We start from the raw sequence: 25,720 nt of genomic DNA on the forward strand, positions 1-25,720 counted from the left end.
TGCACAACCCCATCGTACCGAGGCGCTCGTTTTTGTTCAACCACCCAATTATTCGTATTACAGGAATTCTAACGGAGAACGATAGTTGAATACAGACACGAAGGCAGCCGGACATAATGATCGGATGCCTTTGTTTCACTAACGGACAGTTTACTTCGAAAAGGTATGAAGAAAGGACAATTCTAACATGGAACACGTAACAAATGTAGATAAGCAGGAATCAATAAAATCTTTGCAATCGACAATCAGTAAACTAGAGAATGCCTTGTCCCAGATGACTCAAAATGGTGCAAGTACTACTCTAGTGAAGAAACGACTCAGAGCTATTTACATCGGCTTAGCTTTGCTAGAAAACGTTTGGAATCAAAGCCCCCATCATTATACCCAGGGAGATTTAGCAGAAGCTCGCAATGTTATTACTGGTTTATTTCCATCAATTGAAAACAGTTATGCTAAGTCAAAGACTGGTAGTCCCCAAAGAACACTCCTGGAAAGAAGAATTAAAGCGTTAGAACTAGCTGTTCAAGCGATTGACGAACTTTCCACTAATAACTCGTAATATCAACGAAGCACCTCTAAGTTAACGGGACACGATAGCTTAATAAATAACTAAAACGTGGCTGCCGTCATGGATCGGCAGCCACGTTGCGCTAACCGGCAGGATAATGGTAATGGAATAATGAGGAATTACCTCGAATTTCAAATAGGTGAGAAAAACAGAACATAATACTCGTCTATATAGATGTACCAACTTTATGAGGAAGGAGAAAGTTATGAGCTGCAATCAGACAGATGATGATATCATCACCCTTATTCTTAATGGTAAGCCCGAACGGTTCGCTGATTTGGTCAACAAATACAAACAGAAAGTGTATGGGATCTTAGTCGGGATGGGAGCGACCCACGAGGATGCACAAGATACCGCCCAAGAGGCCTTCATGAAAGCATACCGTAATCTGGGGTCACATGAATCAGGCAAGAGCTTTGCCGCATGGCTATATACCATTGTTGTTCGCACATTCCAGGATAAATTTAAGCGTAAAGCATTGACCCTGATTGAACTGGATACAGATAATTTCATAGAAGTGGATACGCCAGAACATATCTACTTGAAAGCTGAGTCCGAAGCAGACATTCATCGCCTGATGTTGCAATTATCCGATATACAACGGCTGGTCTTATTATTGCGCTATACCGAAGAGCTTACTTATGAAGAAATGTGCGCTGTAACAGGGTTGAACATGCATCAAGTCAAAAATGCATTGTACCGTGGTAAACAATCACTAAAACGCCTCATCGAGCAGAAAGGAGCGTATGCATGTGGCACAGAATTGCATCAATCAAGAACGTATTGAGGAGTTAATGATCCAGAAACAACTGGGTACTGTGATGGAACATATCGAAGGATGTATAGCATGTCGCCTTCGGTTGGAGGCATGTATTGAGGAAGGCCAGATGTTGAAGGACGCACTATTTCATGCACAACCTGACGAGGATTTCACCGCGCAGGTCATGGCTGGTATTCTCTCTACTGACAGCGCTTCTATAGAGGAGCAACAAATTTCAGAAGATGGTGAGAATTACAGGGGGTGGTTCCGTCGGAAGCTGCGTATTCGTTGGCCACTGGTTACTGCCGCAGGATTACTGCTGGTTCTCCTCTCCATGAGTTTCGCGCAGCCGACGATTGCGAATTGGATTAAATCTTTGTTCAGCACGACGGATACTGTCGATGTAAGCCTGCTGCACTCGGAGAGGTTAGGCATTCATCACTTTGCGAATATCAAGGTGAGCGACAAAGGATATACACTTGAGATCAAGGAAGTCGTAGTAGATACGGTCCGTGCACTCATTGCCTACCGTCTAACTGATCCAAGCGGAAAAGTGGTCAACGATATGTTTAATGCGGACATGGTTACATTTACGGATGCGAAAGGGAAATCGCTAGATGCGCATGTGACAGGAAATGACTTTTTACCTGAGCTGAAAGATAGAGGATATGTTAATTCTGGGTATCGCATCGCGAAAATAAGTTTTGTCAAAACTCCGGAAACGGATATCATTCACATGAATGGTAACATTGACTATATTGGCCAAGCTTCGGACAAGCCTGAATTTCATAATCTGCTGCATGGAGATTGGAGCTTTTCCATGGAAATTGATATAAGTTTAGCAAGAAAGCAGTTGCAAGTGATTCCTCTGCGCGACGCTAAATATATATCGCCGGATGGAACGCAGATTGAAGCTATGAAATTAACTTATCATGCCAGTGCATTTCAAATCGAGTTTCAAACCAAGATTTCTCCAACTGCGGTACTGCCATTGAATGACTACCACCAGTTAGGTTTTTACTTGGAGGATCAACATGGGAATAAGCTTGGTAGAGTGAATTATGCGGCCAACGATAAGGATGAGGATTATCGCAGCACTCTAGACAATATGTACTGTCGTAATGACAACAAGGATTCGTCTGATTTAATCACCTGTATATATACGATGTATAACATTAGGGACAACGTGCCTGATCCGGCTCGAATCGTTGTGAAGAATTACAACCTTCCCGTACATTCTTCGGAATCGGTTACGGTCAATATGAAGCAATTATCATCACATCCCGTTATATGGAAGGCACACGGCGATGAACTTACAGTGATGAAAGTAGATGGATTTGAAGATTCGCGGCCTTATGTAAAGCTGGGCAAAGGGACTTCGTTGAAACTAATCGTATCTGGCGTATTTCGTAATAACTGTGAAGATGATCAATGGGTAGCAACGGATGAAACAGGTCAAGTCTATTCACTGTACATTAATCATAGTGGTTCTAGCAATTACAAGAACGTTGAAGACGACCGTATGACACACACATTAGATAATTACTCTTTTGCTCTCGTTGATGGCATGCAGCATATACCGAAGCAGCTCACACTTACACGAAAAGTTACTGATAAATTATTTACCGGCTTGGAGTGGAGTATTCTTTTGCCTGCTCGCACACAAGAGGACTAGCTCACTGCTGTTAAGCCAATAAAAACAGTTTAACTTTTTTTATATGACATTGCATGCTTACTCTAACGGGACACGATAGTTGAATAACACACTTTATTGAGCAGGCGACGATAGTCTGCTCTTTTTGTTAAGCTAATCGGTAGGTTTGTATGAAAAGCCCCTACTTGTATTTATCTATGCGTAATGTTAATCTGAACAATAGAGATGCAAACAAAGGAGCATTAAACCTTATCATGTTGATTACTCTGTAAAGATTAACAGTTTGAAAAGATGCCTGTAATAGTGACTACACTATGTTATTTGGCATGCTTTTCTTTAATCTTACAGGGTATGCAGGGAAAGGTATATCATAAACCCATTCTGCGGATACCTGATGGTATCCGCTTTTATTTTCGCGGGAAACCGCATCTCTATTGATTCTTACCTGCTTATCCTCCTAATAACGAATGGAGGAACTATTTTATGAGATCGAAGTTAGTCTTGATTGAGGGGTTGCCAGGATCCGGGAAAACAACAACTGCTGAACTAGTTCATGAAATTCTTACGGAAATGAACATTAAATCTCAGCTGTTTTTAGAAGGAAATCTAGATCATCCTGCTGATTATGACGGAGTCGCCTTTTTTAAGGAAAATGAATTCGATGAATTATTGAGTACCCACGAAAAGTTCAAAGATTTGTTGAGTAATCGTATGATTAAAGATGGTAACAATTACTTCCTAGAATATCGGAAAGTAAAAAACGAATACGATTCACGTTTTCCAGATGAATTGCTACATGCAGTTTTCAAAAATGATGTGTATGAATTGTCACTTGATCTGAACAGAAAACTGATAACAGAGAAATGGAAGAAGTTTACGGAGAGTGTTTTGAATGGTACAGACACCTTTGTTTTTGATTGTTGTTTTATACAAAACCCTGTAACTATGGGGATGATTAAATATGCTGCAAAGAAGGAAGACGTTATAAGTTATGTCATAGAACTGGCAACAATTGTGGAGCAACTGAATCCATTGTTGATTTACGTAGAACAGAACGATCTTGAACTTTCTTTCAGAAAGGCTGTAAAAGAAAGACCTCAAGAATGGTCAGAGGGATTTATAGAATATTATACAAGCCAAGGGTATGGAAAAAAGCAGAGTTACAAAGGGTTAGAAGGAACTCTGCAGGTTCTTAAGGCAAGAAGGGAACTAGAAGAAGAAATATTTAATGGCTTAAACATAGCTAAGAAAAAAGTGGACAACTCTTCCTATCATATTAACGATTATAAGCAAGTTTTAGTGGGGATTTTATCAGAATATTTTGACTCAACAAACTAACGAGAATCTATTACACTAAACGGGACACGATAGTCCAATATCGGAATAGGTGCCAGCTTAGACTACAGCAGCGTACGGCAAAATCTATTATTGATGTTGTCTTCCTTGTGGTTTTTTTCCCAAAGACCACGAAAGGTAGTCGGGGCGGACAGCACATTAAGAGGGAAGCAACTTTTTAGGGCACAAATTGTTGCGAAGCGGTTATCCGCCCCTGCTATGCTTAATTCGAAGAGAGGAGGGAATGCGATGGAGTGGCTGGCGCGAATGAATCGGGCGATAGAATATGTTGAGGCCAACCTAACTGGGGAGATTAAGCTGAGTGAGGTGGCTCGAATGGCTTGTTGCTCGTCATACCAGTTCCAGCGAATGTTCTCGTTCATTACGGACGTGACATTAGCGGAGTACATTAGACGGAGACGGCTGACGCTTGCCGCGCTCGAATTGCAGCACGATGGGACGGCAAAGGTAATCGATGTTGCGTTGAAGTATGGCTACGAATCGCCTGTCTCATTTGCGCGGGCTTTCCATGCACTGCATGGAATCACGCCAGCCATAGCCCGTCAGGACGGGATTGCGCTCAAAGCTTACCCCCGTCTGTCCTTCCTAATTACGATCAAAGGGGTAGAGGCTATGAATTATCGAATCGAGACGAAGCAAAGCTTTGAGGTGTTTGGTATTGAAGGCATATTCCGAACCGATGGGGGCGGTGAGGCGCCGCAGACACCAGCCATGTTGTGGGAGCAGAGCCATGCAAACGGCGACGTGAAGCAGCTTGAAGCGCGTGCTGGCACTTTGCCATCATTCGTCAGCCAAGAGTTGCATACTGTGCATGCAGTGTGCAGCTACCGGAAGACTGGACCAGAAACGTTCCCATACATGCTGTGTGCCTTTAAAAATGAAGCCAGCGATACGGATGGGTATACATCGGTGACTATTCCCGCGCATACTTGGGCGATCTTCCCGTCGGATCCGCATCCATGGGATCAGTTCGGAGAGACGATTGAGACGCTTTACCGCCGCATTTTTACCGAATGGCTCCCGACGTCCGGCTACGAGCAGGTAGATGGGGGAGAGTTTGAAATGTATGGCACTAAAGACGGCCTCAATTATTTCGAGCTTTGGTTCGCGGTTCACAAAGTATAATTGTGTGCAGGGAGGAAAAAGAAGGGCTCCTACGAGGGGCCTTTCAACTAACGGGACACGTTAACGCAATGGAACAGCGACAGTCTAGGACTTTATATTCTCGTCTAAGCTGTCGCTGTTCCAGCTTCTTAGGTCAGTCTAACAGCGTTGTTCGATTATTTATTGTCCGCCTCTACCAGAGAAAGCAGATATTCTGCCGCATTCGCAGGCACTTTAGAGTAGAACTTCCGGATGGGGGCAAGAGAAGGTACAGGTTCCATTACCATATAGTATCCATCCTTATTTTTGTATAACGTGTTTCGGCTGGTTTCGTAAAGTTCCCCCGTATTTTTGCCAAACACGGTTTTCGTCTTTTCCGACCACGTTACATAGACAAGCAAGTCCTTCGCATCTTCCGGGATGGAACGAAGGTATTTCCAACGCTCAATATGGAGGTTTTTTGTAAATTCGAAGATTTGCTTACTGTCTGTGATCGTATGCAATCGACTGCCATCGGTAATGGAGTGGACTTCTATTTTCTGTTTTTTTTGTGCCATACGATCCTTGACATCGTCCCATTCTATATTTTGCAGATCTTCATCTTCCTCAATCTCTGTAGCGACTTCATCCCAGATAGCGTTTTGTACGGTCTCATTCACGAAATTGGCTGTATCTTCTAATTCCTCAAGACCTTGGACACTTTCTACAATCTGGTTTGTTATTATGCCTGATGAACAACCGCCCAGAAGCAAGGCTGCCGCCAGTCCGCCAATCAGGAGTATATTTTTCTTGTTACGCATCGTTATCCCCCGTTCCTTTTTTGCCAAACGTATAATCAATAACCTACAAACAAAATCGTTCGCACACAAAAGAGTGCTGCAACCATTCAGATTGTAGCACTCGATCCCTAAGAGATTATGAACTTGTAAAAAATCGACGGGGTTTTTGTCAAAATTGGGTTACCTGTCATACAAAGCAATCCGAACAAGAAAAGATTGCGCCGTGCTCTCTACATCCATGGTGCCAAGTTCATCCACGGCTTTTTTCACGTTCTTTAATCCTAATCCATGAAAAACCGGTTCGTTCTTCGTAGACACAGGCAATCCGTTGTCCCATTTCTGAATGGGGCTCGCTGAATTCTCAATGCGGATGAATAGCGTGTGGTTGATGTAGGACAGGTTGATGCGAACCCAACGCTCCCCACTCTGCAATTCCCTGCACGCCTCTCTCGCATTATCCATCAGATTCCCAACGATAATGACGGCTTGTTCAAATGACAGCTTTAAGCTAGAAGGTACATGAATATCTGTCTCGACGGATACGCCCTCGTGGAGCATTTCGGCGATTTTGATGTTCAATATGGAATCCAAGTATTGGTTCCCGGTTGAAATCACGGTTTCAATTTCTTTGAGCTGGCCGGATGCAGCGTTTAAAAAGCCAATGAGTTCGTTGTTGTTGTCCTGCTTTGCCGCCAGCTGCTCGGCAGTTCTGATATAATTCCCCATATCATGATGCAGTGCCCGGACCTGCTGATGGGCGGCCTCTAGTTCCTTGTAATACCTATGCTGTAATTGCACCTGCTGTTCCAGCATGGTGTTCTCCCGTTCTGTATGCATTAGAGTAGAGAATTTATCAAAAACCACAAACAGCGAAAGGTTAATGAACAAAAATATGAGACTAATTGGAATTTCCACGGTCAGCGAGTAGGGATCCTCCCTGTTAGAAATATAATATTCCATAACGCCTAGCGCTGCCGTACTGGCTACGGTAATGGCCATAAGTAAAAGCCAAAGATGAAAAGGGATAGACCACTGTTTCCCTCTGTCCGTTTTTCGGATAAGTTCCAATAACAGATAAAAACCTACGTGACATAGAATAAGTGTTAGCCAAATGCTCTTATCTTCGATTGGTGTAACGATCAAATCGTATAATAGAAGCCAGAAATAGGATACCGTTAAAAGTATCCCAATATATAACACCTTTTTTTGGCGATTCGACGGATAGCATAGTAAAAAGAACATACTGCATAGTACGGTGATGGGTGGAAGCGCCGCAGGGCGGACGGGATTCAGAATCATTCGCAAACCGCATGTTATAGACAGCATTGCAATAGCGGCTGCTGCATACAGCTTGATGTGATTGATCCGAGCCTCTCCAAACACTTTGTTAAAGAGACGCAGTATAAATAGAATCTCGATCATGCTAAGAACGACTTCAAGCCCAAAAATGATCGTATCGGTAGTTGTCTGAAAATAAGTCATGGATTGCCGCTTCTCCGTTCTATGAAGGACAGATGTGCTTGTTTCACCTCGTTCAGATAGCGCTTGCTGATCGGCAATTGCGCTTCGTTTTGCAAATGAATAGCCATTTTGTTAATGGAGCGGATGTACTCCATATTCACTAAGAATGAGGCATGAATCCGGCAAAACAGATTCGTATCCAGCCCAGACAGGATGTCCGCGATTTTTCCGTAAAACTCATAGGTATCTCGATTGGTATGGATAATTACCCTTCTTCCTGCCCCTTCAAAATAAAGAATGTCACTGCAGCGAAGCTGGTATTTGTCATGCCCGATCTGAAAAAAGAATAGCTGCTTCGACACTTTGATGTGTTCCGCAGCGTCCAGCAAGATGGGGGACAACTTTTGAGCAGTTACAGGCTTTCTTAAAAAGCGAAACGGCAAAACTTCAAAAACTTCATATACATATTCTTTATGGTCTGTGATAAAGATAATGATCGCATTTCGATCCTGCTCCCGGATAACCGAAGCAATTTCAATTCCATTTTGGCCAGGCATTTCAATATCAACCAGATAAATATGATAATGTGACCCAGCCTGCAAGCATCTTAGCAAGTCAGCGCCACTATAATACACATCGCTGGAGAATTCCATTCCGGACATGTTTGAAAGTAGATCCTCAATATCATTTGCAACATTTCTATCATTATCACATATTGCTACGTTCATTACAGCCACTCCATTAAAAACCAGATAGCTTGATTCTATATTATTTTTAGGAAGCCTACAATTTTGTTACATAAAGATATTTAATATTTTGTTTACAATCTCCTAGGATATTATTGCCTTCCGATAGGTTAAGCGCTATAATCGGTAGGGTTTGTAGATCTACATATATGCTATAAAGGGGGAATCTTGGTGAAGACTAGCAAATGGGATAAGATCAAACGTAGTCTGGCCAGCGGTCTCGTTGCTGTAGTTGCAATGCTCGGATTTGTCATTCCGGCACAGGCGAATCAAGCGCCGGTCGAAGCTCCGCAAGTAAGTTCTTGGTCAATCAGCGTTCTGAATGAGGGAGAAAAGTACGGAATATTCCCACTGACGTGGTACACAGACGGTACTTTCCAACAGCCGATCACAACAGACAAGTTCCAAGCACTCTTGAAGGCAACTTCTGCGAAGCTGGATGCACTGGAATTAAAGAAAAAGAATACGTTCACAGTACCGGCAACCGAGAAAGTCATTACGAGAGAATCGGTAATCCATGCAGTATACGGGGTATTGGATCAATATGAATTGCCAGAATCGATGAACATTGGCACGGACGAGCCGGTTGCTTTCTTCCAGAAGAAAGGGATCGTTAACGGTACAGGCAAAGGCCTTGATCTAGACAAGCCAAGTACGGTTGAGCAAGCGGTTGTTATGGCAAGCCGTCTTGTAGAGTACACGTATGATGCTGTTGACGGTGGAGCGAAGGGGCTTCTGTGGAAGGCAACGAAAGGGCAAAACACACTTTACATGCTCGGATCGATTCATGTCGGCACTCCTGAAATGTATCCGATGAAGAAGAGTGTGCGGGATGCTTTCAAGCAGGCAGATTCGTTGTGGGTTGAAGTTAATTTGCTAGGCAACAAAGATATGGACTACTTCACACAATCGATGGCGTATGCAGACGGTACAACATTGAAGGATCATGTCTCGAAGGAAACCTATGCGAAGCTGCAACAGGTATTGGAGCAAATGCAGCTGCCGAAGGATGTCTTTGACGGCTTCAAGCCATGGGCCGTATCGAATAGCCTTACGCTTGCTGGCATGACTGGGGCCGCAGAAGAGATGGCGCAAGCTGCTGCGCTTGGCATTGATTCCTACTTCACCAATTCGGCAGTGCTTACTGGCAAGCCAATTCATGAGCTGGAAGGCTTAAAGTTCCAAGCTGATGTCTTCAGTAAGGTTCCAGCTGCGACACAAGAGAAGGAATTGAATGATGCATTGGATCACGTGTTGACACCGACAGGCAAGCCGGATGAGTCCATGGAGCTGTTACAATCTTGGCAGAAGCTGTGGGTGAAGGCGGATCTAGATCAGTTCACGAAATCCTTCATTAGCACGGAAGAGATGACACAAACTGATTCGGCAAAGCGCTTGTTTGGCGAACGCGACAAGAACATGGCGAAGAAGCTGATGGAGCTGTTGGATAAAGAAGGCTCCGCGACGCACTTTGTCGTTGTAGGTGCAGGCCATTACGTGATCCAAGATATGGTCGTTGATCAGTTGAAGGCGAACGGGTATCAAGTAGAATTCGTGAAATAGAATATTGGAAATAGAGAGGCTGATCCTTTTGCTGCTGAATAGTTGCAGGGGGGATCAGCCTTTCTTCTATAATATCACGATCATATGGGGAGCCATTAGATTATTGACTGACAGAAAATTCCGATATATGATTAGAATGAACATTCGATCTAGGCTGCTTTTAACAGCAAAACCAAGCTTGGCTTACTTTATTACCGGCGACTGTAGGAAAAATTTCAAGGTAGCAAAATTGTTTTATTTATAGAATGAATATTCAATCTAACCAATTGGGTTGAATATACTTTTGCTATGTACAAGGGAGTGAAAAGAATGGATGACATCCAAAAGCTTGTCGCAATTGAAGAGATTAGCAATCTTAAGGCTCGCTATGTTCGGTATGCAGATGAGAAAAAGTGGTCAGAACTTGCAAAATTGTTTACTACAGAAGCTACTTTTGAAGCCTATGATGAAAAAGGAAACTTGCTTGTGAGAATGAAGGGTCAACAAGAGATTCAACACGCTATTCATGACAACGTTGGATCGGCACAACCGATTCATCACATCTTCTCGCGTGAGATTGACTTCACATCGGCAACTACAGCGAAAGCGGTGTGGTCAATGGAAGATAACATTATGTTTCCAGAGGGGGCGGAGTTTTCATCGATCCGCGGTTATGGTCATTATCACGATACGTACGTGAAGGTCGATGGCAAATGGTTCATTCAGTCCTTAACAATTACTAGAGTCAAAATGGAATTCATCAAATAAATTTTAAAATGAACGGAGGTTTACGATTATGTCACTTGAACAATATAAAATGAACATTCATGTATCGGATGAACAAATTGCCGATCTTCAAAGACGCTTAAAGGATACTCGTTTTATCAGCAATCCAGGAAATGAAGACCGATACTATGGTATCGATGCTAAATATATGAGTGAATTGGTTGACTATTGGGCTAATGATTTCGACTGGCGCAAAGCAGAAGCGCAGATTAACGTTTTTGATCACTATAAAATCGAGATAGATGGAGTACCTATTCATTTCATGCATAAGCCTGGGAAGGGATCAAATCCAATCCCGCTTATTATTAGTCATGGCTGGCCTTGGACATTCTGGCACTGGAGCAAAGTCATTGGCCCATTGACAGATCCTGCTGCATATGGCGGAGATCCTGCAGATGCATTTGATGTTTACATTCCTTCGCTTCCTGGCTTCGGGTTCTCCACGCCGCTTACGAAGCCAGATTTGAACTTCTGGAAGATTGCAGATCTATTCCATAAACTCATGACGGAAGTATTAGGCCATAAAAAATATGCGGCCAGTGGTTCCGACTATGGCGCGCTGATTACAGGTCAACTTGGTCACAAATATGCGGATTCGCTTTACGGGATTCATTTGGGTCATGCGATTCTGCTCAATCTTTTTCAAGGCGAACGTCCATGGGATCTAACCGACGGATTTAAAGTGCCGGCTGGCACACCGGATGATATTCGTGAAGGAATTCTTCACTTCCAACGCACTTATGTATCTCATGTGGCTGTTCACATGCTTGACTCAGCGACTATCTCCTATGGGCTGAACGACTCTCCGGTCGGACTTCTTGCTTGGATCATGACTCGTTGGTTGAAGTGGGGCGACGATACGGACTACAACATCGAAGCCAAGTACACCAAGGATGAGCTTCTGACTATGGCATCGATTTTCTGGTTCAGCAATAGCATTGAGATGACGATTCGGATGTATACAAATGCGAATCGTTATCCATGGACGCCATCCCATAATCGCACACCAATCGTTGAAGCGCCTATGGGTATCACTTTCCTTGGAGGCGAAAATCCTCCGGGTACGACTACCGAAACCCGCGTTCAAGCGTTCCTCGACAGCCCGGATGCAAAATGGTATAACCCGATTTATTTGAAAGCCCATGAAAGAGGGGGTCACTTCACGGGTTGGGAAAACCCAGGCGCTATTATTGAAGATATTCGTGGAACATTTAAAAAGCTTAGATAAAGTCTAAACGAAATCGATAGTTAAATCGAATCAGCGACGGCATTCTGAGACGTGAACCGCTATTATCGCGCATTCCAGGATCGCAAAAGAACGCCGAATAGTGTATTATGTTTAGATTGATTGTTCGTTTTGAAGATGAGCGAAAAGAGGTTGTAAGCATGTTCGAGCAATACAACAATGTGCAGCAGGCCGTACTTGAGACAACGCTGGATTTGATTATCGACAGGGAACTGCAGGCTACGTCCATGTCGCTGATCGCTAAGGTTTCAGGTGTTTCTACTGGAAACATTTATCACTATTTCAGCAGCAAGGAAGATATCATTAATGAACTGTACAAGGCGATCGTGCGATTTAACGGAGAGTTCGTGACGAAAAACATAAACGAGACTGATTCTATTCAAAAGCAGTTTTGTAAAGCTTGGCGCAGCTTAATCGAGCTGGGTAATAAATATCCAAAGGGGTTTCGTTTTATTGAGCAGTATTCATTCTCTCCTTATATTCACGAGCAGTCAAAGCTGGAGGCTTACAAGGATGGCTGGTGCGGCCCCCTACAGAAGCTGTATCAAAAGGCAGTCGAGGAAGGCATATTCGTTCAATTGGAGCCTCAAATAATGGTTCAGATGCACTATGGATCCATTGTTTATCTCTTAAAGGCTAATCAGCAAAATTTGCTTGAACTCACAGATGATATTGCGGATCAAGTGATTCTCGCTTGCTGGAACGCGGTGAGCTGCCAGGGTCAAACTTCCATATAATAATAAAACAGACCGATTGTCCATCATAGAAGGTGGACATTGGTCTGTTTTTATTTACAGCGGTGTAATTCAGTTCATCATTCGTATTTAGATCTCATTCTCTTGGGTGCTGCACAATGAATGAAGATGCTCATTCAGAATTCGCTCAACACGCTCGGCTTGCAATCGCTGCGGATGAAGGATGAGGTGGAGGGCTAGCCCATCCAGAAGCGCATATAGCTTCTCGACTTCCATATCATAATCGAGTTCCGGCTTGGCAAGATTCTTCTCTAGCAGTTGGTCGATAACAAACTTGGTAACGTGATAAATCCCATCATTCAATTCATGGCTTAAATGCTGCAGTTCGGAATGAGTGAGCGTCTTAGAAGTAAACGACAGCCAAGCCTCCATTTCGGTTCTTCGGTCTTCGTCGATAGGCAGGAACTGCATCAGAAGCTGAAGCAGGCTGGGAAGTATTCGATCATCGAGCACAAGCGTGGATAACCGTTCCTCCACCTGCTCGCGAAAAATATTCATACAAAAGACAAATAGCTCAACTTGTGAAGAAAAATAATGACGCAATGAACCAACGGACAATCCTGCTTCTATCGCGACCGTTCGAACGGTTGCATTATCGAGCCCTTCTCGCTGGATGACGCGAATGGCCGCTTCGGCAACCAGTCTTTTTCGTTTTCCATGATCAACTATTTTTGGCATGTCCCTATTATACACGCTTTACCGTTTTTATACAGCATGCTATACTCCTTTTTAATACAATGTACTAAATAAATAGAGAAGGAAGGGATACGGCATGCCGAGCGAGCTCATAAGCAACACGACCAAAGGGAAGGCACGTTGGAAAAAAGGGTTATTGTTTTCTTTTTTGTTCCTCATCATTCTGATTGGTTCAGGATTTGTGTATGAAATGATTGCTTCGAAGCTCGGAGAGCAAGCCTTCCCTATGCAGGGCAAGCTTATTCAGATTGACTCTAGCAATTACCAGCTTCATCTGCAGCGTACTGGCGAGAGCCGGAAAGGTGTTCCTACCATCATCATGGAAGCAGGAAGCGGGGAGACGAGTTTATCTTGGGGGGACATTCCCGCACAGCTTGCCCCATTTGCCACTGTAGTGACGTATGATCGTGCAGGTTATGCCTGGAGTACGAAGGCACGTACGGAACGAACAGGAGAACATATTGTGAAGGAACTGCATGAAGCACTCGACAAAGAAGGAATTAAGGGGCCTTACATCCTAGTTGGGCATTCCTTAGGCGGCATGTATGCGCGATTATTTGCTCAGACCTATCGGGAAGAAGTGACCGGGTTAGTGTTAATTGACGCTAGAACAGAAGATTACATGCGGGAGACAGCATCAATATATGCGCAGGAAACCAATCAAGAAAGGCCATCCGCTTTCTTACTTGGACTTATGAAGAGCTCAGGCGTGCTGCGCCTGTTCCAAGATTCCTTGCTGGAAGGGCTGGTTGCAAAGGAAAAGCGTTCGCAGTTCATCAATGTGATTGCGAAGCCAAGTTATTTCGATGCCGTTGAGGAGGAAGTGAAGCTGCTTGGGAGCACGGAAGATGCAATTCGTGGACAGAAGCTGGGAGATATACCTGTAAAAGTGATTCCACGAGGGATTCCACACCCTTTCTCAAATGCAGGCATTTCAGAACAAGGGGCGAAGAAGCTTGAGGAAATCTGGCAGGCAGGCCAGCGGAGAATGCTGGACATTTCAACGAACAGCAAGCTGATTGTGGCGACGAAGAGCGGGCATATGGTCATCAATGATGAACCACAGCTGGTGGTGGATGTTACGAAGGATGTTCTGGCATTAACCACCGCCACAAAAAACTAGGGATCACATGCTACATGCAACGGCACCATACGCTACAAAAGATGGGGCAATTATGATTAATCGATCAATTGGTGTTGATATGTAGGGATATATTGCAGAGATATAAAAAGGTCAGGATACAGCGGATTGCTGCGTTCCTGACCTTTATTGGTATGCAGCCAAGCTGCTGGTATCAGATGCTGGGCCTGAGAATTACAGAGCTATCAGATCCCGGGATAATGTGTTCAACCGTTCGATTCCGTTCTCTGTAATGAGCACCATATCCTCGATCATGATTGATCCGATACCGTACCCGTAGTAAGGGGTCTCCAAGCAAATCACCATGCCTGGCTGGAATATCGTGTTCTCGGATGGGCTTAGAAATGGAGCTTCTTCAGCTGCCAAGCTAAGACCTGCACTGTGGCCTAAATGACCGCGATTGTAGGTAGGCAGACCAGATTGTCGGATAATAGACATTGCATCATTGAATGCATGCTTCATCGGCATACCAGGTTCGATGATCTTCAATAGATGATCATGTCCAGTTCGCAGCGCGTTGTAGATGCGCTTTACCGTATCGGATGGTTCGCCGAGCACGAAGGTACGGGCGATGTCCGAACCGTAGCCAGCAACATCAACACCAACATCGAACTTAATAACCTCTCCAGCTTGGCTAGGTCTTGTATCAAAAATATGTGCAGGTGCGAAATGGTCACCCACAGATATCATATGGAAGCGGGAAGGCGAGCCGCTCGCATGAGTCAGCAGCGCGAGCCGAAACGCATCCGCGATCTCAGCTGCAGAGCTGCCGATGTGAATGCCCTTGCTGGCTTCTGTGATGCCGATCTCGGCATATGCGCAGCTCTGGCGGAGCTGTTCAACCTCCCATGGAGTCTTGAGCATACGCAGTTCGGTGAAGATCGCGCTGGCTTCCGTCAGTTCGACATTCGGCAGGGCTTCTTGCAGTGCTTGCGCAGCTGCGTACTTCATGGAGCCTAGCTCTACAGCAATTTTGCCGTTACTTACTCCGTAATCAGCGAGCACGTGTTGGAGCAGGCCGAACATCTCCTGAACTTGATGATTGACGGGGCGTCTGCCTTCATACTTATCACCCCGCAAGCCAAGTGGATCATCGACATCGACCCAGGTCGGGTACGTTCGCAGCTCGCATTGTGGAAGGTCATTCGGAACGCCAGCCGCCTCGAACTCATTCATAATAATGACCGTCTGGCGCGCTGGATCGCGGAACATAACGGCCAATGCGACTTCGCTCATACGCAGCGTATACATGAATGTGCTGGGGTGGCCCGACAAGTAATAGAAATTTTCGCAGCCGCTTGCCACAATCGCTTCTATGTTCTCTCTTTCCATAATGGAACGAGCCCGTTCCGCGACACTGGCCAGATGCGCTGCTTTGTCGAACTTCATGCTGTACACTCCCTTTGCAGAATTCTTATCTTATCGTAACGACCAGATCATTCCGAGCTTCTGTTCGTCTTATGAGATCGCGTCTGGTTCACTGGCGAGCTGACGCAAGAACTTGCGGGCACGCTCCGTCTTCGGTTGATCGAAAAATTGTTCAGGCGTTCCTTCCTCCTGAATAACACCGTCGCTCATGAAGATGACGCGATTCGCAACTTCTCTGGCGAATTTCATCTCATGTGTCACGATGATCATGGTCATGCCTTCTGCTGCCAGCTTCTTCATCACCGCCAGCACTTCGCCTGTCAGTTCGGGATCAAGTGCAGAAGTCGGTTCATCGAAGAGCATAATTTGCGGCTGCATCGCGAGTGCGCGAGCAATGGCGACACGCTGCTGCTGCCCCCCAGACAGGCGGGACGGATACTCGTCCTTTTTGTGGAGGAGGCCTACTTTTTCAAGAAGTGTTCCTCCAATATTTGCGGCATCAGCCTTACTCATCTTCTTCACAATGGTCGGAGCCATCGTGACGTTTTCCAACACGGTCATATGAGGGAATAGGTTGAACGACTGGAATACCATCCCGGTTAATGTGCGAATACGCTGTACGGCTTTCTTCTTGGAAGAGGCGTCCAGCGCAGCATTCCATACCGCATTACCGATCTGAATAGATCCGGAATCAGGAGTCTCTAGGCCATTCAAGCAGCGCAGCAGTGTGCTCTTGCCAGATCCGCTGGGGCCGACGAGTACGACGATTTCACCGGAACGGACTTGCAGATCAATATCTTGGAACACGACCAGTTCGCCGAAGCTTTTTCCTAGTTTTTTTACCTCAATCATGATGATCTCACGTCCTTAGTAGGCTTTCGACAAGCGAGCTTCGATTCGGTTCAGAATCGCGGAGAAGCTCAGGCTCATTACCCAATACATAATGGCAATCGCGATGAAAAATGGCATCGCCACGTAATACTGCGCAATCAACAATTGCGCGGTGCGCAGCAGCTCGGTTACCGTAACGATCGATACGAGCGAGGTCTCCTTCAGCATGCCGATGAACGTATTGCCCATTGGGGGAATCGCTACACGTGCAGCCTGCGGCAGCACAACCCGCCACATCGTCTGCCACGGCGTCAGCCCAAGGGATTGGGCAGCCTCTGTCTGTCCGCTGGATACAGCAAGAATGGCACCGCGGAACGTCTCGGACAAGTAAGCGCTGATGTTGATACTAAGTGAAATAAAGGCCGCGTTGAGCGGCCCAAGTGTGATCCCGAAGTCGGGTAGTCCATAGTAGATAATGAAGATTTGCACCAATACAGGCGTTCCGCGAATGATGGACACATATATTCTTGCGACATTGCGGACGAACTTATTTCCCTTTAAGCGAGCTACGGCGACAACCAATCCGATGAGGAGTCCAAAGAACATGGATACGATCGTAATCAGCAGTGTGTAATAAGCGCCTTTTAATAGAAAGTCTAGGTTTTGAATAACGAGTTCCATCGCTTGCACCTTCCCGGACTGGCTTAAATGTTAGGTTCTACATCAAACCATTTTTTGAAGATTTCTTTGAATGTACCATCTGCTTTCATTTCTTCTAGTGCTTTATTAATGGCAGCTAACAGCTCTGGGTTATCTTTACGAATCGCGATACCTGCTACATCCTCTTTAATTGGCTCTCCAACTGCCTTCACGTCGAAATGATTTTTGTCAATCAACGGCTTGAGTGCAAATACATTGTTAATCGTCGCATCAATACGGCCAACATTCAAATCCTGCAAGGATGTAATGACGTCGTTATATGTGGCAATTTCAAAGTTTCCAACCTTAGGCATAGCTACATCACGCAAATACTTCTCGTCATTGGTTCCAAGTCCGACACCAATCTTCTTGTCTTTGAAGTCTTCGAGCTTCTGAATGGACGTATTGTCTCTCTTGACGATGACATTTACCGCATTTTTCACATACGGAGTGGAGAAGTCCATCTTCTGCTTGCGATCATCGGTAATGGTTACTTGGCTGACCAGTGCATCGTATTTATCTTTTTGCAATCCTTCGATGAGGCCCGAGAATTCACCAGTAATGAACTCAACTTCCACACCAATATGCTTAGCGACTGCCTTGGCGATATCGGCATCGAAGCCATCGACCTCGCGCTTATCATTGATGAAGTTATATGGGGCATAGGTACCCATAAGCCCGACTCTAATTTTTCCGGATTGCTTGATGTGTTCCAGCGCGTTAGTGGAACCTGCATTGGATGTTGACTTGCTTCCGCATCCGACAAGTGCGACTGCAAGAACGGTTAGCAGAGTAGTGGCTTTCAGAAATTTTTTCAATTGGACTGACATAGTTGTTGCCTCCTTTTAAATGTAGGGAATATCCTTGCAACGATGTGCCAGAATACGTTCTCTATTTCGTACTGAACCTGTCTATGAAAGTGGCCAAGAGCGAAGTTATCCGAGCAGCCCTCGAAATTCGAATTTGGCAGTAGCTTCAGCGATTTCCGCTGGTGAGTAATCGGATAGATAATCGACCTCATGCATGGGCCCGAAGAGCCATTTGGATAATACCCCAGTAATTAAGCAGACGAGAATATTGGCGCGCAGCGATAAATCATTGGAGTTCGGCAACATGCCGAGCTCGGTCGCCCGTTGTATATTGTGCTTGAATGCTTCTTCGAAAGCGATCCAAGTCTGTGAGACTGCCTCTCGTACTGCAGGATCAGCGCCTTGCCCCTTCATGAGAAGCAGTGCCATTAAGTTCCGGTTCTGATCAGCGAACGTGAATAGTTCGGTCAGCAGTCGTGCGGATGAGCTCACCATATCATCTATCGTACCGCTATGCTTGCGATAGCCTTGAGCGATGACGTTGGTTAGTTTCTCCTTACCATCGTGAATTAACTCTAAGATGATCTGTTCCTTGCTATGAAAATACCAATAGAACGTTCCTTGTGACACACCAGCGGTCTTCACCACATCCGAAATCTTCGTACAATGGTATCCTTTGCTTGCGAAGAGATAGAGTGCGGCGTTCATGAGCTGCTGACGTCTATCTTGTTCTTGATTTGGTACAGTAGGCAGCTTAGGCAGTTTGCATCGCCCTCTCTTCTTAACTGATTCGTCAGTCAAGTTTAATTCCGATGCGATTACTATACTTTCGAATGGGCTTGGTGTCAAGGATTAAATCAAATTGGAATAGTCGGAAAATGAAAAAATCACGGTGAGAAAGAGAATATCGCAGGAATTGACTTTATTATTTTCCAAGCAGGATAATAGGAAAAGTGGAGTAATCATAGCTTGAGATGTAGGCAGTCATAGCCTTGAATCCCAGTTATAAAGGATCGCAGCTGAACATGGAAAGGAAGCGAATGAGATGAACCCACCGAAGCATATCGTATCCGCAGCAGCAATTATTGTGAATGAAAATAATGAGATCTTGTTAATTAGAGGCCCTCGAAGAGGGTGGGAGATGCCGGGTGGTCAAGTGGAAGAAGGAGAATCACTAGCGCAAGCGGCCATTCGCGAGACGAAGGAAGAAGCGGGAGTCGATATTGAAATTGTTCGCTTCTGTGGCATTTATCAAAATGTATCCGGTGGGATATGCAATACGCTGTTCCTGGCTAAGCAAGTCGGCGGTGAAATGACAACGACGGAAGAAGCATTAGAAGTTGGCTATTTTTCAGTTCAGGATGCTTTGAATATGGTTACGTGGAAGAACTTCCGGGAACGCATTGAAAAATGCTTGGATTCTACCCAGCAGCCTTTTTATGTAGAGTTTTAATTTTGTACCTAGATCGAGGGTGTGTTGGCATATCGGCTAACAAAAATCATGGTTATGAATCGTAACAGGTATGCCTCATATATGCAGTAAAAAAAGAGGCCGAGCATACAGGTGCTCAGCCTTAATCCATTGGTACTATTGATGGTCATACGCAACTAATGTACGGAGCAATCTGCATTTCCGCTAATGCAACCTCACCGTACATTTGTTGGCTTCGCAGCACACATGCATGTTCTCCTGACTGAAAGGGATAGTGACTCAATGAGAGGTGGAAGAGGCTATCCCACTGAGAACATGCTTCGTGCTTCCTTCAGGAATGTGCTGCCTTCAGCTCAAAATGAGCAGCAGCGATGTTGGATAAAAAGTCCATAAAATCATAGGCATCATTCGGATATTCAGTGCAAACGAACTGCATCCCGCACTGCTCTGCCGTTTGCTTGGCTTCCTGGCCAATGTCGTAATAGACCTCGACATTTTCGGTAAGCGAGGTCAGCTCGCAAATGACAACAGCTTCTTCCTTATCGGAAGCTGCTCCTAGAATAACCTCATTAATATCGGGCCCAAGCCAGCGTTGGGGGGCGGGCATGCCGCTGCGATAAGAAATATCCCATTTCCCGATATTGGCCTGCTCCGCGATCAATCCGGCAACATGCTTGTAGGACGCAATAAAGTCACCATGCGCGGAGGGAAGACCAGGCTTGCTGTGCACCGTAAAGATGACCCGTGTCGTCGGCAGCATCGAGGAAGGCATCCAGACGTAAGCATCGCGCAATCTGCGCGCCATTAGCTGAATGAAGTCAGGGTGCGCTTGCCATTCAGAAATGACTGTCAATTTCATATCGCTGTTGGCTGCAGCGATTGCCTTCTTGGCATCTTGAACATAGCTTCCTGTTCCTGAGGCTGTGAAGAAGGGTGTTGCATGCAGCACGGCAAGCTCCGTGATGCCGTCTCTGATCGCTTGCTGGATGGCATCGGCTACAAAAGGATGCGAATGCTTGCAGCCGATATAGACAGGAATTACTTCACCGAACTTGGCCTCTACTAGCTGTGTAATTGCCTCGGACTGACGCTTCGTTACCGTATACAGTGGATCACATGTGCCCGTATCGCTGTACCGAATAACGCCTTGCACGATGGCTTCCGAAGGAGAGCCGTGTCCGCGCAAAATATGATGGTACATGGCAGGCACATCATCAATGCTGGCACAAGCGCTGTAGGAAGCAAGAAGGATGGCCCGGCGCGGCGTGTCCATCGATATTTCTAGCGGAAGCCGCTTGGGCTGCGTATGCCCGTTTGCTAGGAATTCGCTCATTAATTCGCTGCGTCTCCTTTCCATAAATCAGGGTGAAGCCATACCGACATTTCCAGCATTCCATCTACCGTATAACGGTTCGGCGCAAGCAGTTCCTTCGCCTTCATCGTCGTAATGCGGTTATTTTTGACCGCGTCCAGTGTGTTCCACGCCGCTTGAGATTTCAGATCCTTCAGCCATTCCTCTCCCGAACCATCCCAATCTCCAAGCACGATATAGTCCGGATTCATGTTAATGACATCCTCAATTGATGCTTTTGTCGATTTCTTAATCCCGAGTGATTCGGCAGCGGGCTTAGCTCCAGCGAGACGGATCATATCATAAGAAATGTTCCCTGGTCCCATGATGTAAGGGCCAGTATTCGGGCCAACAGGCGACAGTACGAGAACGGACGGCTTGCTTGCAAGTGATGCAGTTCGCTTAGCAGCATCGTCCAGCTTGCCCTGAATTTCCTTGGCAACTTCCTCTGCTTTATCGACAGCTCCAACAGCCTCGCCAATTGTGCGGAAGTTCGCAATCAATTGCTCGAATGTTCCCCATTGCTCGAACGTGACAACCTTGACGCCTGCTTGGCTGAGCAATTGCTCGGCATCGTTTTCGCTATTATGGATTTTCGTGATGAGGACAACGTCTGGATGAAATGCCAAAATTCCTTCGGGATCCAATCCAGTCGCACCGCCGACTTGACCGGACACCTGCTTGCCCTTCTCCTCGTTGACAGCCAAATAAGTATTTTTCATGCTCTTCGGTACGGCAACGACTTGCTCCGGAGGAATGATTTCAAGTACGGCATCTGCAGTGTCGAGAGATACCGCAGCAACCTTCGGTGCAGCCTCTATCTTCCCATTGTCAGAGGATGCAGCGGCCTTAGAACTGGTCGTGGTTGAAATGGTGCTGGACAATTTCTCGCTATCGGATTGTGAATTGCTGGTGCAGGCTGTCAACCCGACAGCGGCAACAAGCACGATCAAGCTCATACAGAGCATGCGAAAAGTAGATTTTCGCCGAGTTTGTACGTTTCTCATTGTGTCATTCCTCCAAGATGTTCTTTTTCGTAATGGGTATACCATTTCTGCTCTTCTGCTTCATGTTCAAATGCAATGACTGACAGGCCTTCCGTTCCTGGTTCTTGGCGAATGACGGCATGAACGCCATACACATCATAAAGTGCATCTGCTGAGAGCACCTCTTCCGGTTCGCCGAGTGCTTCGATGCGCCCGTCATGCAGAAGCAGAAGACGATCGCAGTAACGAGAAGCTAGCGACAGGTCATGCAGTGAAGCGACCACAGCATATCCTTCGTCAGCGAGCTGGCGAAGCAGCGCAAGCGTGCGAAGCTGGTGACGAATGTCGAGTGCGGAGATAGGCTCATCCAGCAGCAGAATTTGCGGCTCCTGTGCAAGCGCCTTGGCGATGAATGCAAGCTGGCGTTGTCCGCCTGAACAGGCATGAATGTAGCGCTCGCGCAGGTGATTAACGCCGCATTGCTCCATCGCCCGTTCGACCTGCTGTGCATCTGAACTTGTTAATCCGCTGAACAAGCGGCTATAAGGGTGGCGTCCCATCGCGACGATTTGCTCAATCGTGAAGTCTGCATCAAGCGAGCAATCCTGCGGTACATAGCCGATCATTTGCGCTCGTTCCTTCGTGGAGTATGCCTTGAAGGGCTTTCCTTCAAGTGTCAGTGAGCCTTGAGCGGGCTTCAGTAGTCCACAAAGCATGCGAAGCAATGTAGATTTTCCGCTGCCGTTCGGTCCAATAATGCCTAGGAAGGAGCCTGACTGCAGCTTCATGGACAGATTGTCGATGATTGTTCGTCCATTAATCGAATAGGTCAATTGCTTGGCTTCAAGCAGTCTAGGCATGCCCAAAGATGTCTTGCGCCTTGTCTTCATGTCGAACCCTCCTTCCGTTTGCGCAGCAGCATCATCATGAACAGTGGTGCTCCGATGCAAGCGCAGACGACGCCGACCTGCAATGTGATCGGCTGCAGCACCATGCGCGAGGCTAAATCGGCCAGAACGAGGAACGATGCCCCGAATAGTGCGCTGAACGGCAGCAGCAGGCGATGATCCGAGCCGACAATTAGGCGAACGAGATGCGGAATAACCAAGCCGACAAAACCGATAATTCCGCTTACCGACACGGCTGTACCGGTCAAGAACGAAGCGAGCAGTAAAATCGTATAGCGGGTGATTTGCACAGGGACACCGGAAGATTGTGCATGCTCGTCACCGAGCAGCAGCAAATTCAATGAACGGCTGAATAACGCTAACAGAACGCCTCCGATAAGAATCGGCAGAGCGATAATATGTACATGCTCCCATGTTCGCGCCTCGAGTCCACCCTGCAGCCAGAACACGATACTGCGCAGCTGCTGTTCATGCGGCGCGCTGGCGATGATCACATTAATGACCGCCGACAGAAGCGCGTTCATGCCAATTCCGAGCAATAGTAGAGTGGTCACATTCGGTTTCCCACTAGCCCGCCATATGGCCAGGATGAGTACAACGGATATAAGTGCACCTGCGAAGGCAGACAAGGGAAGCGCGAATGCCGAATGACGAACAAGCCCTAATGCGATGCACAAGACAGCTCCAGCGGCTGCGCCTGACGACACTCCCAAATACCCGGGCTCGACGAGCGGATTGCGGAACACTCCTTGCATCGCTGCGCCCGCGATGGACAAGCCGGCTCCGACTAATGCACTTACGATGACACGAGGCAGACGGATATCCAGAATGATGGTAAGATTCCGCTCTGCAATCTGAATGTGCTCCAGCCAGCCTGTTGCATGAAGCATGGCTGCAAACGTCTCTTTCAACGGTATAGACACAGGTCCGACCGCACTGCCGATGAGTATGGATAACAGTAGAACTGCCAAGCCTGTGGCCGCTAGAACTGAAATCCGGAGGAGTTGGGAGGCCTGCCGGGGACGAAATCGGGAATCTCGCCCTTTGTATTTCAGTTCATTCGTGGTGTTCATGGATGACCCCCTTTCCTTATTGCAAAAATGTTGTCTAGATATAAATAAGTTGCATTAAGTAAACTTTTATTAATATAGCGTAGACTGTGATCGTCGTCAATCCGGAATGTGGGCCTATTTATCGAATGGGAGCGTTTCATCAAAAAATTGTTCCTCAGGTCTATCATGAATGGAGGACTTGCGGTGCTCTGTTTTAGAAGACCTGCTTTTTCATGGTTGAATATGGTACATTGAATGAATATAGGAAGATGCAACATCAAGCAATATAGTCAGGAGGATGTAAGATGAACGTTGAGATCTGTGAACCCCATACACCGAGCCTATTTGTAATTACGGGCATTATGGCGTCAGGCAAGTCCACCATCGCGCAATTGTTGGCGGAACGCTTTGCAAAAGGTGTTCATGTGCGTGGTGACATATTCCGTCGCATGATCGTCAATGGCCGCGAGGAAATGTCACCTGATGCTCCAGAGGAAGCAATGAAGCAGTTGAACCTTCGTTATCGCCTGGCTGCAGGAACTGCGGATGCATATGTGGAAGCCGGATTTACGACAGTGATCCAAGATGTCGTCATCGGTGATGTCCTGCAGACGTTCATTCAGAATTTTCAGACTCGTCCTCTCTACCTCGTTGTACTCTGCCCACGGCCTGATATTGTAGCGGAACGTGAAGCGTCGCGAGGCAAGCAAGGGTATGGGCTTTGGACTGTTCAGGATTTAGACGATGGCCTTCGTCAGGGCACGCCTCGAATCGGCATGTGGCTGGACAGCTCAGACATGACCCCGGAAGAAACCGTCGATGAAATCATGCGCAGAGCGTGGACAGAAGCGAAAATCGATACAGACTATAGATAACAGGAGGATCCATGAATGGTTGCCCACAAAGTTGCAAAAGAATACGTCGATACCTTTACTAGCGAAATGGAGTACACCGGTATCAGGTCACGGGATGAAGTGCATGCCAAGGGGATATGGCATCAAACGTTTCATTGCTGGTTATGGAAGGTCGAGAACGGAGAACCAATCTTGCTGTTCCAACGCCGGCATCCTCAGAAGCTAGATTATGCGGGTCTTCTGGACATTACGGCTGCTGGTCATCTAGAAGCAGGGGAATCGCCAATGGACGGCATTCGGGAGTTAAGAGAGGAGCTAGGACTCGAGATTGAGTTCGCCCAGCTTACGTACAGTGGTGTTATACCAAGCAGTATTGAACAGGAACATTTAATAGATAATGAATTTTGTCATGTGTTCCTTCATGAATATAAAGGAGATATTACCGATTTTCGATTGCAGGAAGATGAAGTGGTATCCATAGTCATGCTGGAAGCAGAACAATTCCGCAAGCTGATTGCAGGTGAGGCACAGCAAATTACTGGCGAGGAATTCGTGCCATCGAGTGGAGAGAGCGGGATCAAGGTAGACTTAACGATACAGGACTTTGTCCCTTCCAGAGCAGGTTATTATGAGTATGTACTCGAACAAATTGCAAGCCTAGCCAATCAAGAAGTTAATGAGCAGAATTAGACGAAAATAGCTCGAAATCTCCATTTTCCATCAGGAAATATTCCATGGATTTCACATGCACTCTTTTTGTAATATAGGGAGAATGGGAACTTTTTCAAGGGTAGGAACGAAGATTATTCTATGGAATGCATCATGCGATGAAGGGA

At 46.1% G+C, this 25,720-nt stretch carries 26 protein-coding genes; 13 read left to right on the forward strand and 13 right to left on the reverse strand.

The features are described 5' to 3' along the window. The first annotated feature begins 187 nt into the window (after positions 1-187). The 5 genes from ABN764_RS00005 to ABN764_RS00025 all read left to right on the forward strand — a co-directional run bounded on the left by ABN764_RS00005 (position 188) and on the right by ABN764_RS00025 (position 5,463). A complete protein-coding gene (locus ABN764_RS00005; RefSeq protein WP_446670578.1) occupies positions 188-559 on the forward strand; it encodes a hypothetical protein in 372 nt (123 codons plus the stop codon). 214 nt (positions 560-773) lie between these two features. After that, positions 774-1,355 (forward strand): RNA polymerase sigma factor, encoded by a 582-nt coding sequence (locus tag ABN764_RS00010; protein WP_446670579.1) that lies wholly within the window; start codon positions 774-776, stop codon positions 1,353-1,355. After that, a complete protein-coding gene (locus ABN764_RS00015) occupies positions 1,321-3,003 on the forward strand; it encodes a DUF4179 domain-containing protein (RefSeq protein WP_446670580.1) in 1,683 nt (560 codons plus the stop codon). Before ABN764_RS00010 ends, ABN764_RS00015 begins: the two co-directional genes overlap by 35 nt. 462 nt (positions 3,004-3,465) lie before the next feature. Then, complete coding sequence (locus tag ABN764_RS00020; RefSeq protein ID WP_446670581.1) at positions 3,466-4,320, forward strand: P-loop NTPase family protein; 855 nt, start codon at positions 3,466-3,468, stop codon at positions 4,318-4,320. Positions 4,321-4,566: 246 nt separating this feature from the next. Then, complete coding sequence (locus ABN764_RS00025) at positions 4,567-5,463, forward strand: AraC family transcriptional regulator (protein ID WP_446670582.1); 897 nt, start codon at positions 4,567-4,569, stop codon at positions 5,461-5,463. 155 nt (positions 5,464-5,618) lie between these two features. Here the strand turns inward: ABN764_RS00025 and ABN764_RS00030 are convergent, their stop codons facing one another. The 3 genes from ABN764_RS00030 to ABN764_RS00040 form a co-directional block, all read right to left on the reverse strand. Continuing rightward, positions 5,619-6,242: a hypothetical protein gene (locus tag ABN764_RS00030; protein ID WP_446670583.1), complete on the reverse strand. Its 624-nt coding sequence runs from the start codon at positions 6,240-6,242 to the stop codon at positions 5,619-5,621. A 159-nt stretch (positions 6,243-6,401) separates the two neighbouring features. Continuing rightward, a complete protein-coding gene (locus tag ABN764_RS00035; RefSeq protein ID WP_446670584.1) occupies positions 6,402-7,703 on the reverse strand; it encodes a sensor histidine kinase in 1,302 nt (433 codons plus the stop codon). Next, positions 7,700-8,410, reverse strand: coding sequence for a LytR/AlgR family response regulator transcription factor (locus ABN764_RS00040; RefSeq protein WP_446670585.1), 711 nt, complete (start codon positions 8,408-8,410; stop codon positions 7,700-7,702). Before ABN764_RS00040 ends, ABN764_RS00035 begins: the two co-directional genes overlap by 4 nt. A gap of 189 nt (positions 8,411-8,599) precedes the next feature. Between ABN764_RS00040 and ABN764_RS00045 the strand changes: the two genes are divergently transcribed. The 4 genes from ABN764_RS00045 (at position 8,600) to ABN764_RS00060 (ending at position 12,739) form a co-directional block, all read left to right on the forward strand. Continuing rightward, positions 8,600-9,991 carry a TraB/GumN family protein gene (locus tag ABN764_RS00045; protein ID WP_446670586.1) on the forward strand — a complete coding sequence of 464 codons (1,392 nt, stop codon included), beginning with the start codon at positions 8,600-8,602 and terminating at the stop codon, positions 9,989-9,991. A gap of 309 nt (positions 9,992-10,300) precedes the next feature. Then, positions 10,301-10,738 (forward strand): nuclear transport factor 2 family protein, encoded by a 438-nt coding sequence (locus ABN764_RS00050; RefSeq protein WP_174808524.1) that lies wholly within the window; start codon positions 10,301-10,303, stop codon positions 10,736-10,738. A 28-nt stretch (positions 10,739-10,766) separates the two neighbouring features. Beyond that, entirely contained in the window at positions 10,767-11,984 is a 1,218-nt protein-coding gene (locus ABN764_RS00055; protein WP_446670587.1) for an epoxide hydrolase family protein, read from the forward strand. Between the two features lie 158 nt (positions 11,985-12,142). Beyond that, entirely contained in the window at positions 12,143-12,739 is a 597-nt protein-coding gene (locus ABN764_RS00060; protein ID WP_174808522.1) for a TetR/AcrR family transcriptional regulator, read from the forward strand. Positions 12,740-12,826: 87 nt separating this feature from the next. Here the strand turns inward: ABN764_RS00060 and ABN764_RS00065 are convergent, their stop codons facing one another. Further along, positions 12,827-13,435, reverse strand: coding sequence for a TetR/AcrR family transcriptional regulator (locus ABN764_RS00065; RefSeq protein WP_446670588.1), 609 nt, complete (start codon positions 13,433-13,435; stop codon positions 12,827-12,829). A 94-nt stretch (positions 13,436-13,529) separates the two neighbouring features. Between ABN764_RS00065 and ABN764_RS00070 the strand changes: the two genes are divergently transcribed. After that, a complete protein-coding gene (locus ABN764_RS00070) occupies positions 13,530-14,576 on the forward strand; it encodes an alpha/beta hydrolase (protein ID WP_446670589.1) in 1,047 nt (348 codons plus the stop codon). A gap of 192 nt (positions 14,577-14,768) precedes the next feature. On the opposite strand, the gene ABN764_RS00075 is transcribed toward ABN764_RS00070, so the two are convergent. The 5 genes from ABN764_RS00075 to ABN764_RS00095 all read right to left on the reverse strand — a co-directional run bounded on the left by ABN764_RS00075 (position 14,769) and on the right by ABN764_RS00095 (position 19,009). Continuing rightward, positions 14,769-15,983 (reverse strand): M24 family metallopeptidase, encoded by a 1,215-nt coding sequence (locus tag ABN764_RS00075; protein WP_446670590.1) that lies wholly within the window; start codon positions 15,981-15,983, stop codon positions 14,769-14,771. A 69-nt stretch (positions 15,984-16,052) separates the two neighbouring features. Beyond that, a complete protein-coding gene (locus tag ABN764_RS00080; RefSeq protein ID WP_446670591.1) occupies positions 16,053-16,814 on the reverse strand; it encodes an amino acid ABC transporter ATP-binding protein in 762 nt (253 codons plus the stop codon). A gap of 15 nt (positions 16,815-16,829) precedes the next feature. Next, complete coding sequence (locus ABN764_RS00085) at positions 16,830-17,474, reverse strand: amino acid ABC transporter permease (protein ID WP_021262238.1); 645 nt, start codon at positions 17,472-17,474, stop codon at positions 16,830-16,832. Positions 17,475-17,497: 23 nt separating this feature from the next. Then, a complete protein-coding gene (locus ABN764_RS00090; protein ID WP_446670592.1) occupies positions 17,498-18,322 on the reverse strand; it encodes a transporter substrate-binding domain-containing protein in 825 nt (274 codons plus the stop codon). Positions 18,323-18,427: 105 nt separating this feature from the next. Further along, positions 18,428-19,009 (reverse strand): TetR/AcrR family transcriptional regulator, encoded by a 582-nt coding sequence (locus ABN764_RS00095; protein WP_174808915.1) that lies wholly within the window; start codon positions 19,007-19,009, stop codon positions 18,428-18,430. A 337-nt stretch (positions 19,010-19,346) separates the two neighbouring features. Here ABN764_RS00095 and ABN764_RS00100 point away from each other — a divergent pair, with 337 nt between their 5' ends. Further along, on the forward strand, positions 19,347-19,754 hold the full coding sequence (locus tag ABN764_RS00100) for an NUDIX hydrolase (protein ID WP_090514759.1): 408 nt from the start codon (positions 19,347-19,349) through the stop codon (positions 19,752-19,754). A gap of 310 nt (positions 19,755-20,064) precedes the next feature. On the opposite strand, the gene hemH is transcribed toward ABN764_RS00100, so the two are convergent. The 4 genes from hemH to ABN764_RS00120 are packed head-to-tail and all read right to left on the reverse strand — an operon-like array spanning position 20,065 to position 24,051. Continuing rightward, positions 20,065-21,066: a ferrochelatase gene (gene hemH / locus ABN764_RS00105; protein WP_446670593.1), complete on the reverse strand. Its 1,002-nt coding sequence runs from the start codon at positions 21,064-21,066 to the stop codon at positions 20,065-20,067. Continuing rightward, positions 21,066-22,091, reverse strand: coding sequence for an ABC transporter substrate-binding protein (locus tag ABN764_RS00110; RefSeq protein WP_446670594.1), 1,026 nt, complete (start codon positions 22,089-22,091; stop codon positions 21,066-21,068). Before ABN764_RS00110 ends, hemH begins: the two co-directional genes overlap by 1 nt. Further along, entirely contained in the window at positions 22,088-22,960 is an 873-nt protein-coding gene (locus ABN764_RS00115) for a heme ABC transporter ATP-binding protein (protein ID WP_446670595.1), read from the reverse strand. The genes ABN764_RS00110 and ABN764_RS00115 overlap by 4 nt, the downstream gene beginning before the upstream one ends. Beyond that, complete coding sequence (locus tag ABN764_RS00120) at positions 22,957-24,051, reverse strand: FecCD family ABC transporter permease (protein WP_446670596.1); 1,095 nt, start codon at positions 24,049-24,051, stop codon at positions 22,957-22,959. The genes ABN764_RS00115 and ABN764_RS00120 overlap by 4 nt, the downstream gene beginning before the upstream one ends. A gap of 284 nt (positions 24,052-24,335) precedes the next feature. Between ABN764_RS00120 and ABN764_RS00125 the strand changes: the two genes are divergently transcribed. Then, positions 24,336-24,905, forward strand: a complete 570-nt coding sequence (locus tag ABN764_RS00125; protein WP_446670597.1) for an AAA family ATPase — start codon at positions 24,336-24,338, stop codon at positions 24,903-24,905. Positions 24,906-24,920: 15 nt separating this feature from the next. After that, positions 24,921-25,574, forward strand: coding sequence for an NUDIX hydrolase (locus ABN764_RS00130; RefSeq protein ID WP_446670598.1), 654 nt, complete (start codon positions 24,921-24,923; stop codon positions 25,572-25,574). The last annotated feature ends 146 nt before the right edge of the window (positions 25,575-25,720 follow it).

It is taken from the genome of Paenibacillus wuxiensis, assembly GCF_040195695.1.
Taxonomy (GTDB): Bacteria; Bacillota; Bacilli; order Paenibacillales; family Paenibacillaceae; genus Paenibacillus_B; species Paenibacillus_B suaedae.

Coding starts and splice junctions, on each gene's coding strand:
- hemH (WP_446670593.1), bottom strand. CDS start 21,066: ATGAGCGAATTCCTAGCAAACGGGCATACGCAGCCCAAGCGGCTTCCG.
- ABN764_RS00090 (WP_446670592.1), bottom strand. CDS start 18,322: ATGTCAGTCCAATTGAAAAAATTTCTGAAAGCCACTACTCTGCTAACC.
- ABN764_RS00085 (WP_021262238.1), bottom strand. CDS start 17,474: ATGGAACTCGTTATTCAAAACCTAGACTTTCTATTAAAAGGCGCTTAT.
- ABN764_RS00035 (WP_446670584.1), bottom strand. CDS start 7,703: ATGACTTATTTTCAGACAACTACCGATACGATCATTTTTGGGCTTGAA.
- ABN764_RS00030 (WP_446670583.1), bottom strand. CDS start 6,242: ATGCGTAACAAGAAAAATATACTCCTGATTGGCGGACTGGCGGCAGCC.
- ABN764_RS00120 (WP_446670596.1), bottom strand. CDS start 24,051: ATGAACACCACGAATGAACTGAAATACAAAGGGCGAGATTCCCGATTT.
- ABN764_RS00130 (WP_446670598.1), top strand. CDS start 24,921: ATGGTTGCCCACAAAGTTGCAAAAGAATACGTCGATACCTTTACTAGC.
- ABN764_RS00010 (WP_446670579.1), top strand. CDS start 774: ATGAGCTGCAATCAGACAGATGATGATATCATCACCCTTATTCTTAAT.
- ABN764_RS00040 (WP_446670585.1), bottom strand. CDS start 8,410: ATGAACGTAGCAATATGTGATAATGATAGAAATGTTGCAAATGATATT.
- ABN764_RS00025 (WP_446670582.1), top strand. CDS start 4,567: ATGGAGTGGCTGGCGCGAATGAATCGGGCGATAGAATATGTTGAGGCC.
- ABN764_RS00050 (WP_174808524.1), top strand. CDS start 10,301: ATGGATGACATCCAAAAGCTTGTCGCAATTGAAGAGATTAGCAATCTT.
- ABN764_RS00110 (WP_446670594.1), bottom strand. CDS start 22,091: ATGAGAAACGTACAAACTCGGCGAAAATCTACTTTTCGCATGCTCTGT.
- ABN764_RS00125 (WP_446670597.1), top strand. CDS start 24,336: ATGAACGTTGAGATCTGTGAACCCCATACACCGAGCCTATTTGTAATT.
- ABN764_RS00070 (WP_446670589.1), top strand. CDS start 13,530: ATGCCGAGCGAGCTCATAAGCAACACGACCAAAGGGAAGGCACGTTGG.
- ABN764_RS00055 (WP_446670587.1), top strand. CDS start 10,767: ATGTCACTTGAACAATATAAAATGAACATTCATGTATCGGATGAACAA.
- ABN764_RS00115 (WP_446670595.1), bottom strand. CDS start 22,960: ATGAAGACAAGGCGCAAGACATCTTTGGGCATGCCTAGACTGCTTGAA.
- ABN764_RS00095 (WP_174808915.1), bottom strand. CDS start 19,009: ATGAACGCCGCACTCTATCTCTTCGCAAGCAAAGGATACCATTGTACG.
- ABN764_RS00080 (WP_446670591.1), bottom strand. CDS start 16,814: ATGATTGAGGTAAAAAAACTAGGAAAAAGCTTCGGCGAACTGGTCGTG.
- ABN764_RS00100 (WP_090514759.1), top strand. CDS start 19,347: ATGAACCCACCGAAGCATATCGTATCCGCAGCAGCAATTATTGTGAAT.
- ABN764_RS00020 (WP_446670581.1), top strand. CDS start 3,466: ATGAGATCGAAGTTAGTCTTGATTGAGGGGTTGCCAGGATCCGGGAAA.
- ABN764_RS00065 (WP_446670588.1), bottom strand. CDS start 13,435: ATGCCAAAAATAGTTGATCATGGAAAACGAAAAAGACTGGTTGCCGAA.
- ABN764_RS00060 (WP_174808522.1), top strand. CDS start 12,143: ATGTTCGAGCAATACAACAATGTGCAGCAGGCCGTACTTGAGACAACG.
- ABN764_RS00075 (WP_446670590.1), bottom strand. CDS start 15,983: ATGAAGTTCGACAAAGCAGCGCATCTGGCCAGTGTCGCGGAACGGGCT.
- ABN764_RS00005 (WP_446670578.1), top strand. CDS start 188: ATGGAACACGTAACAAATGTAGATAAGCAGGAATCAATAAAATCTTTG.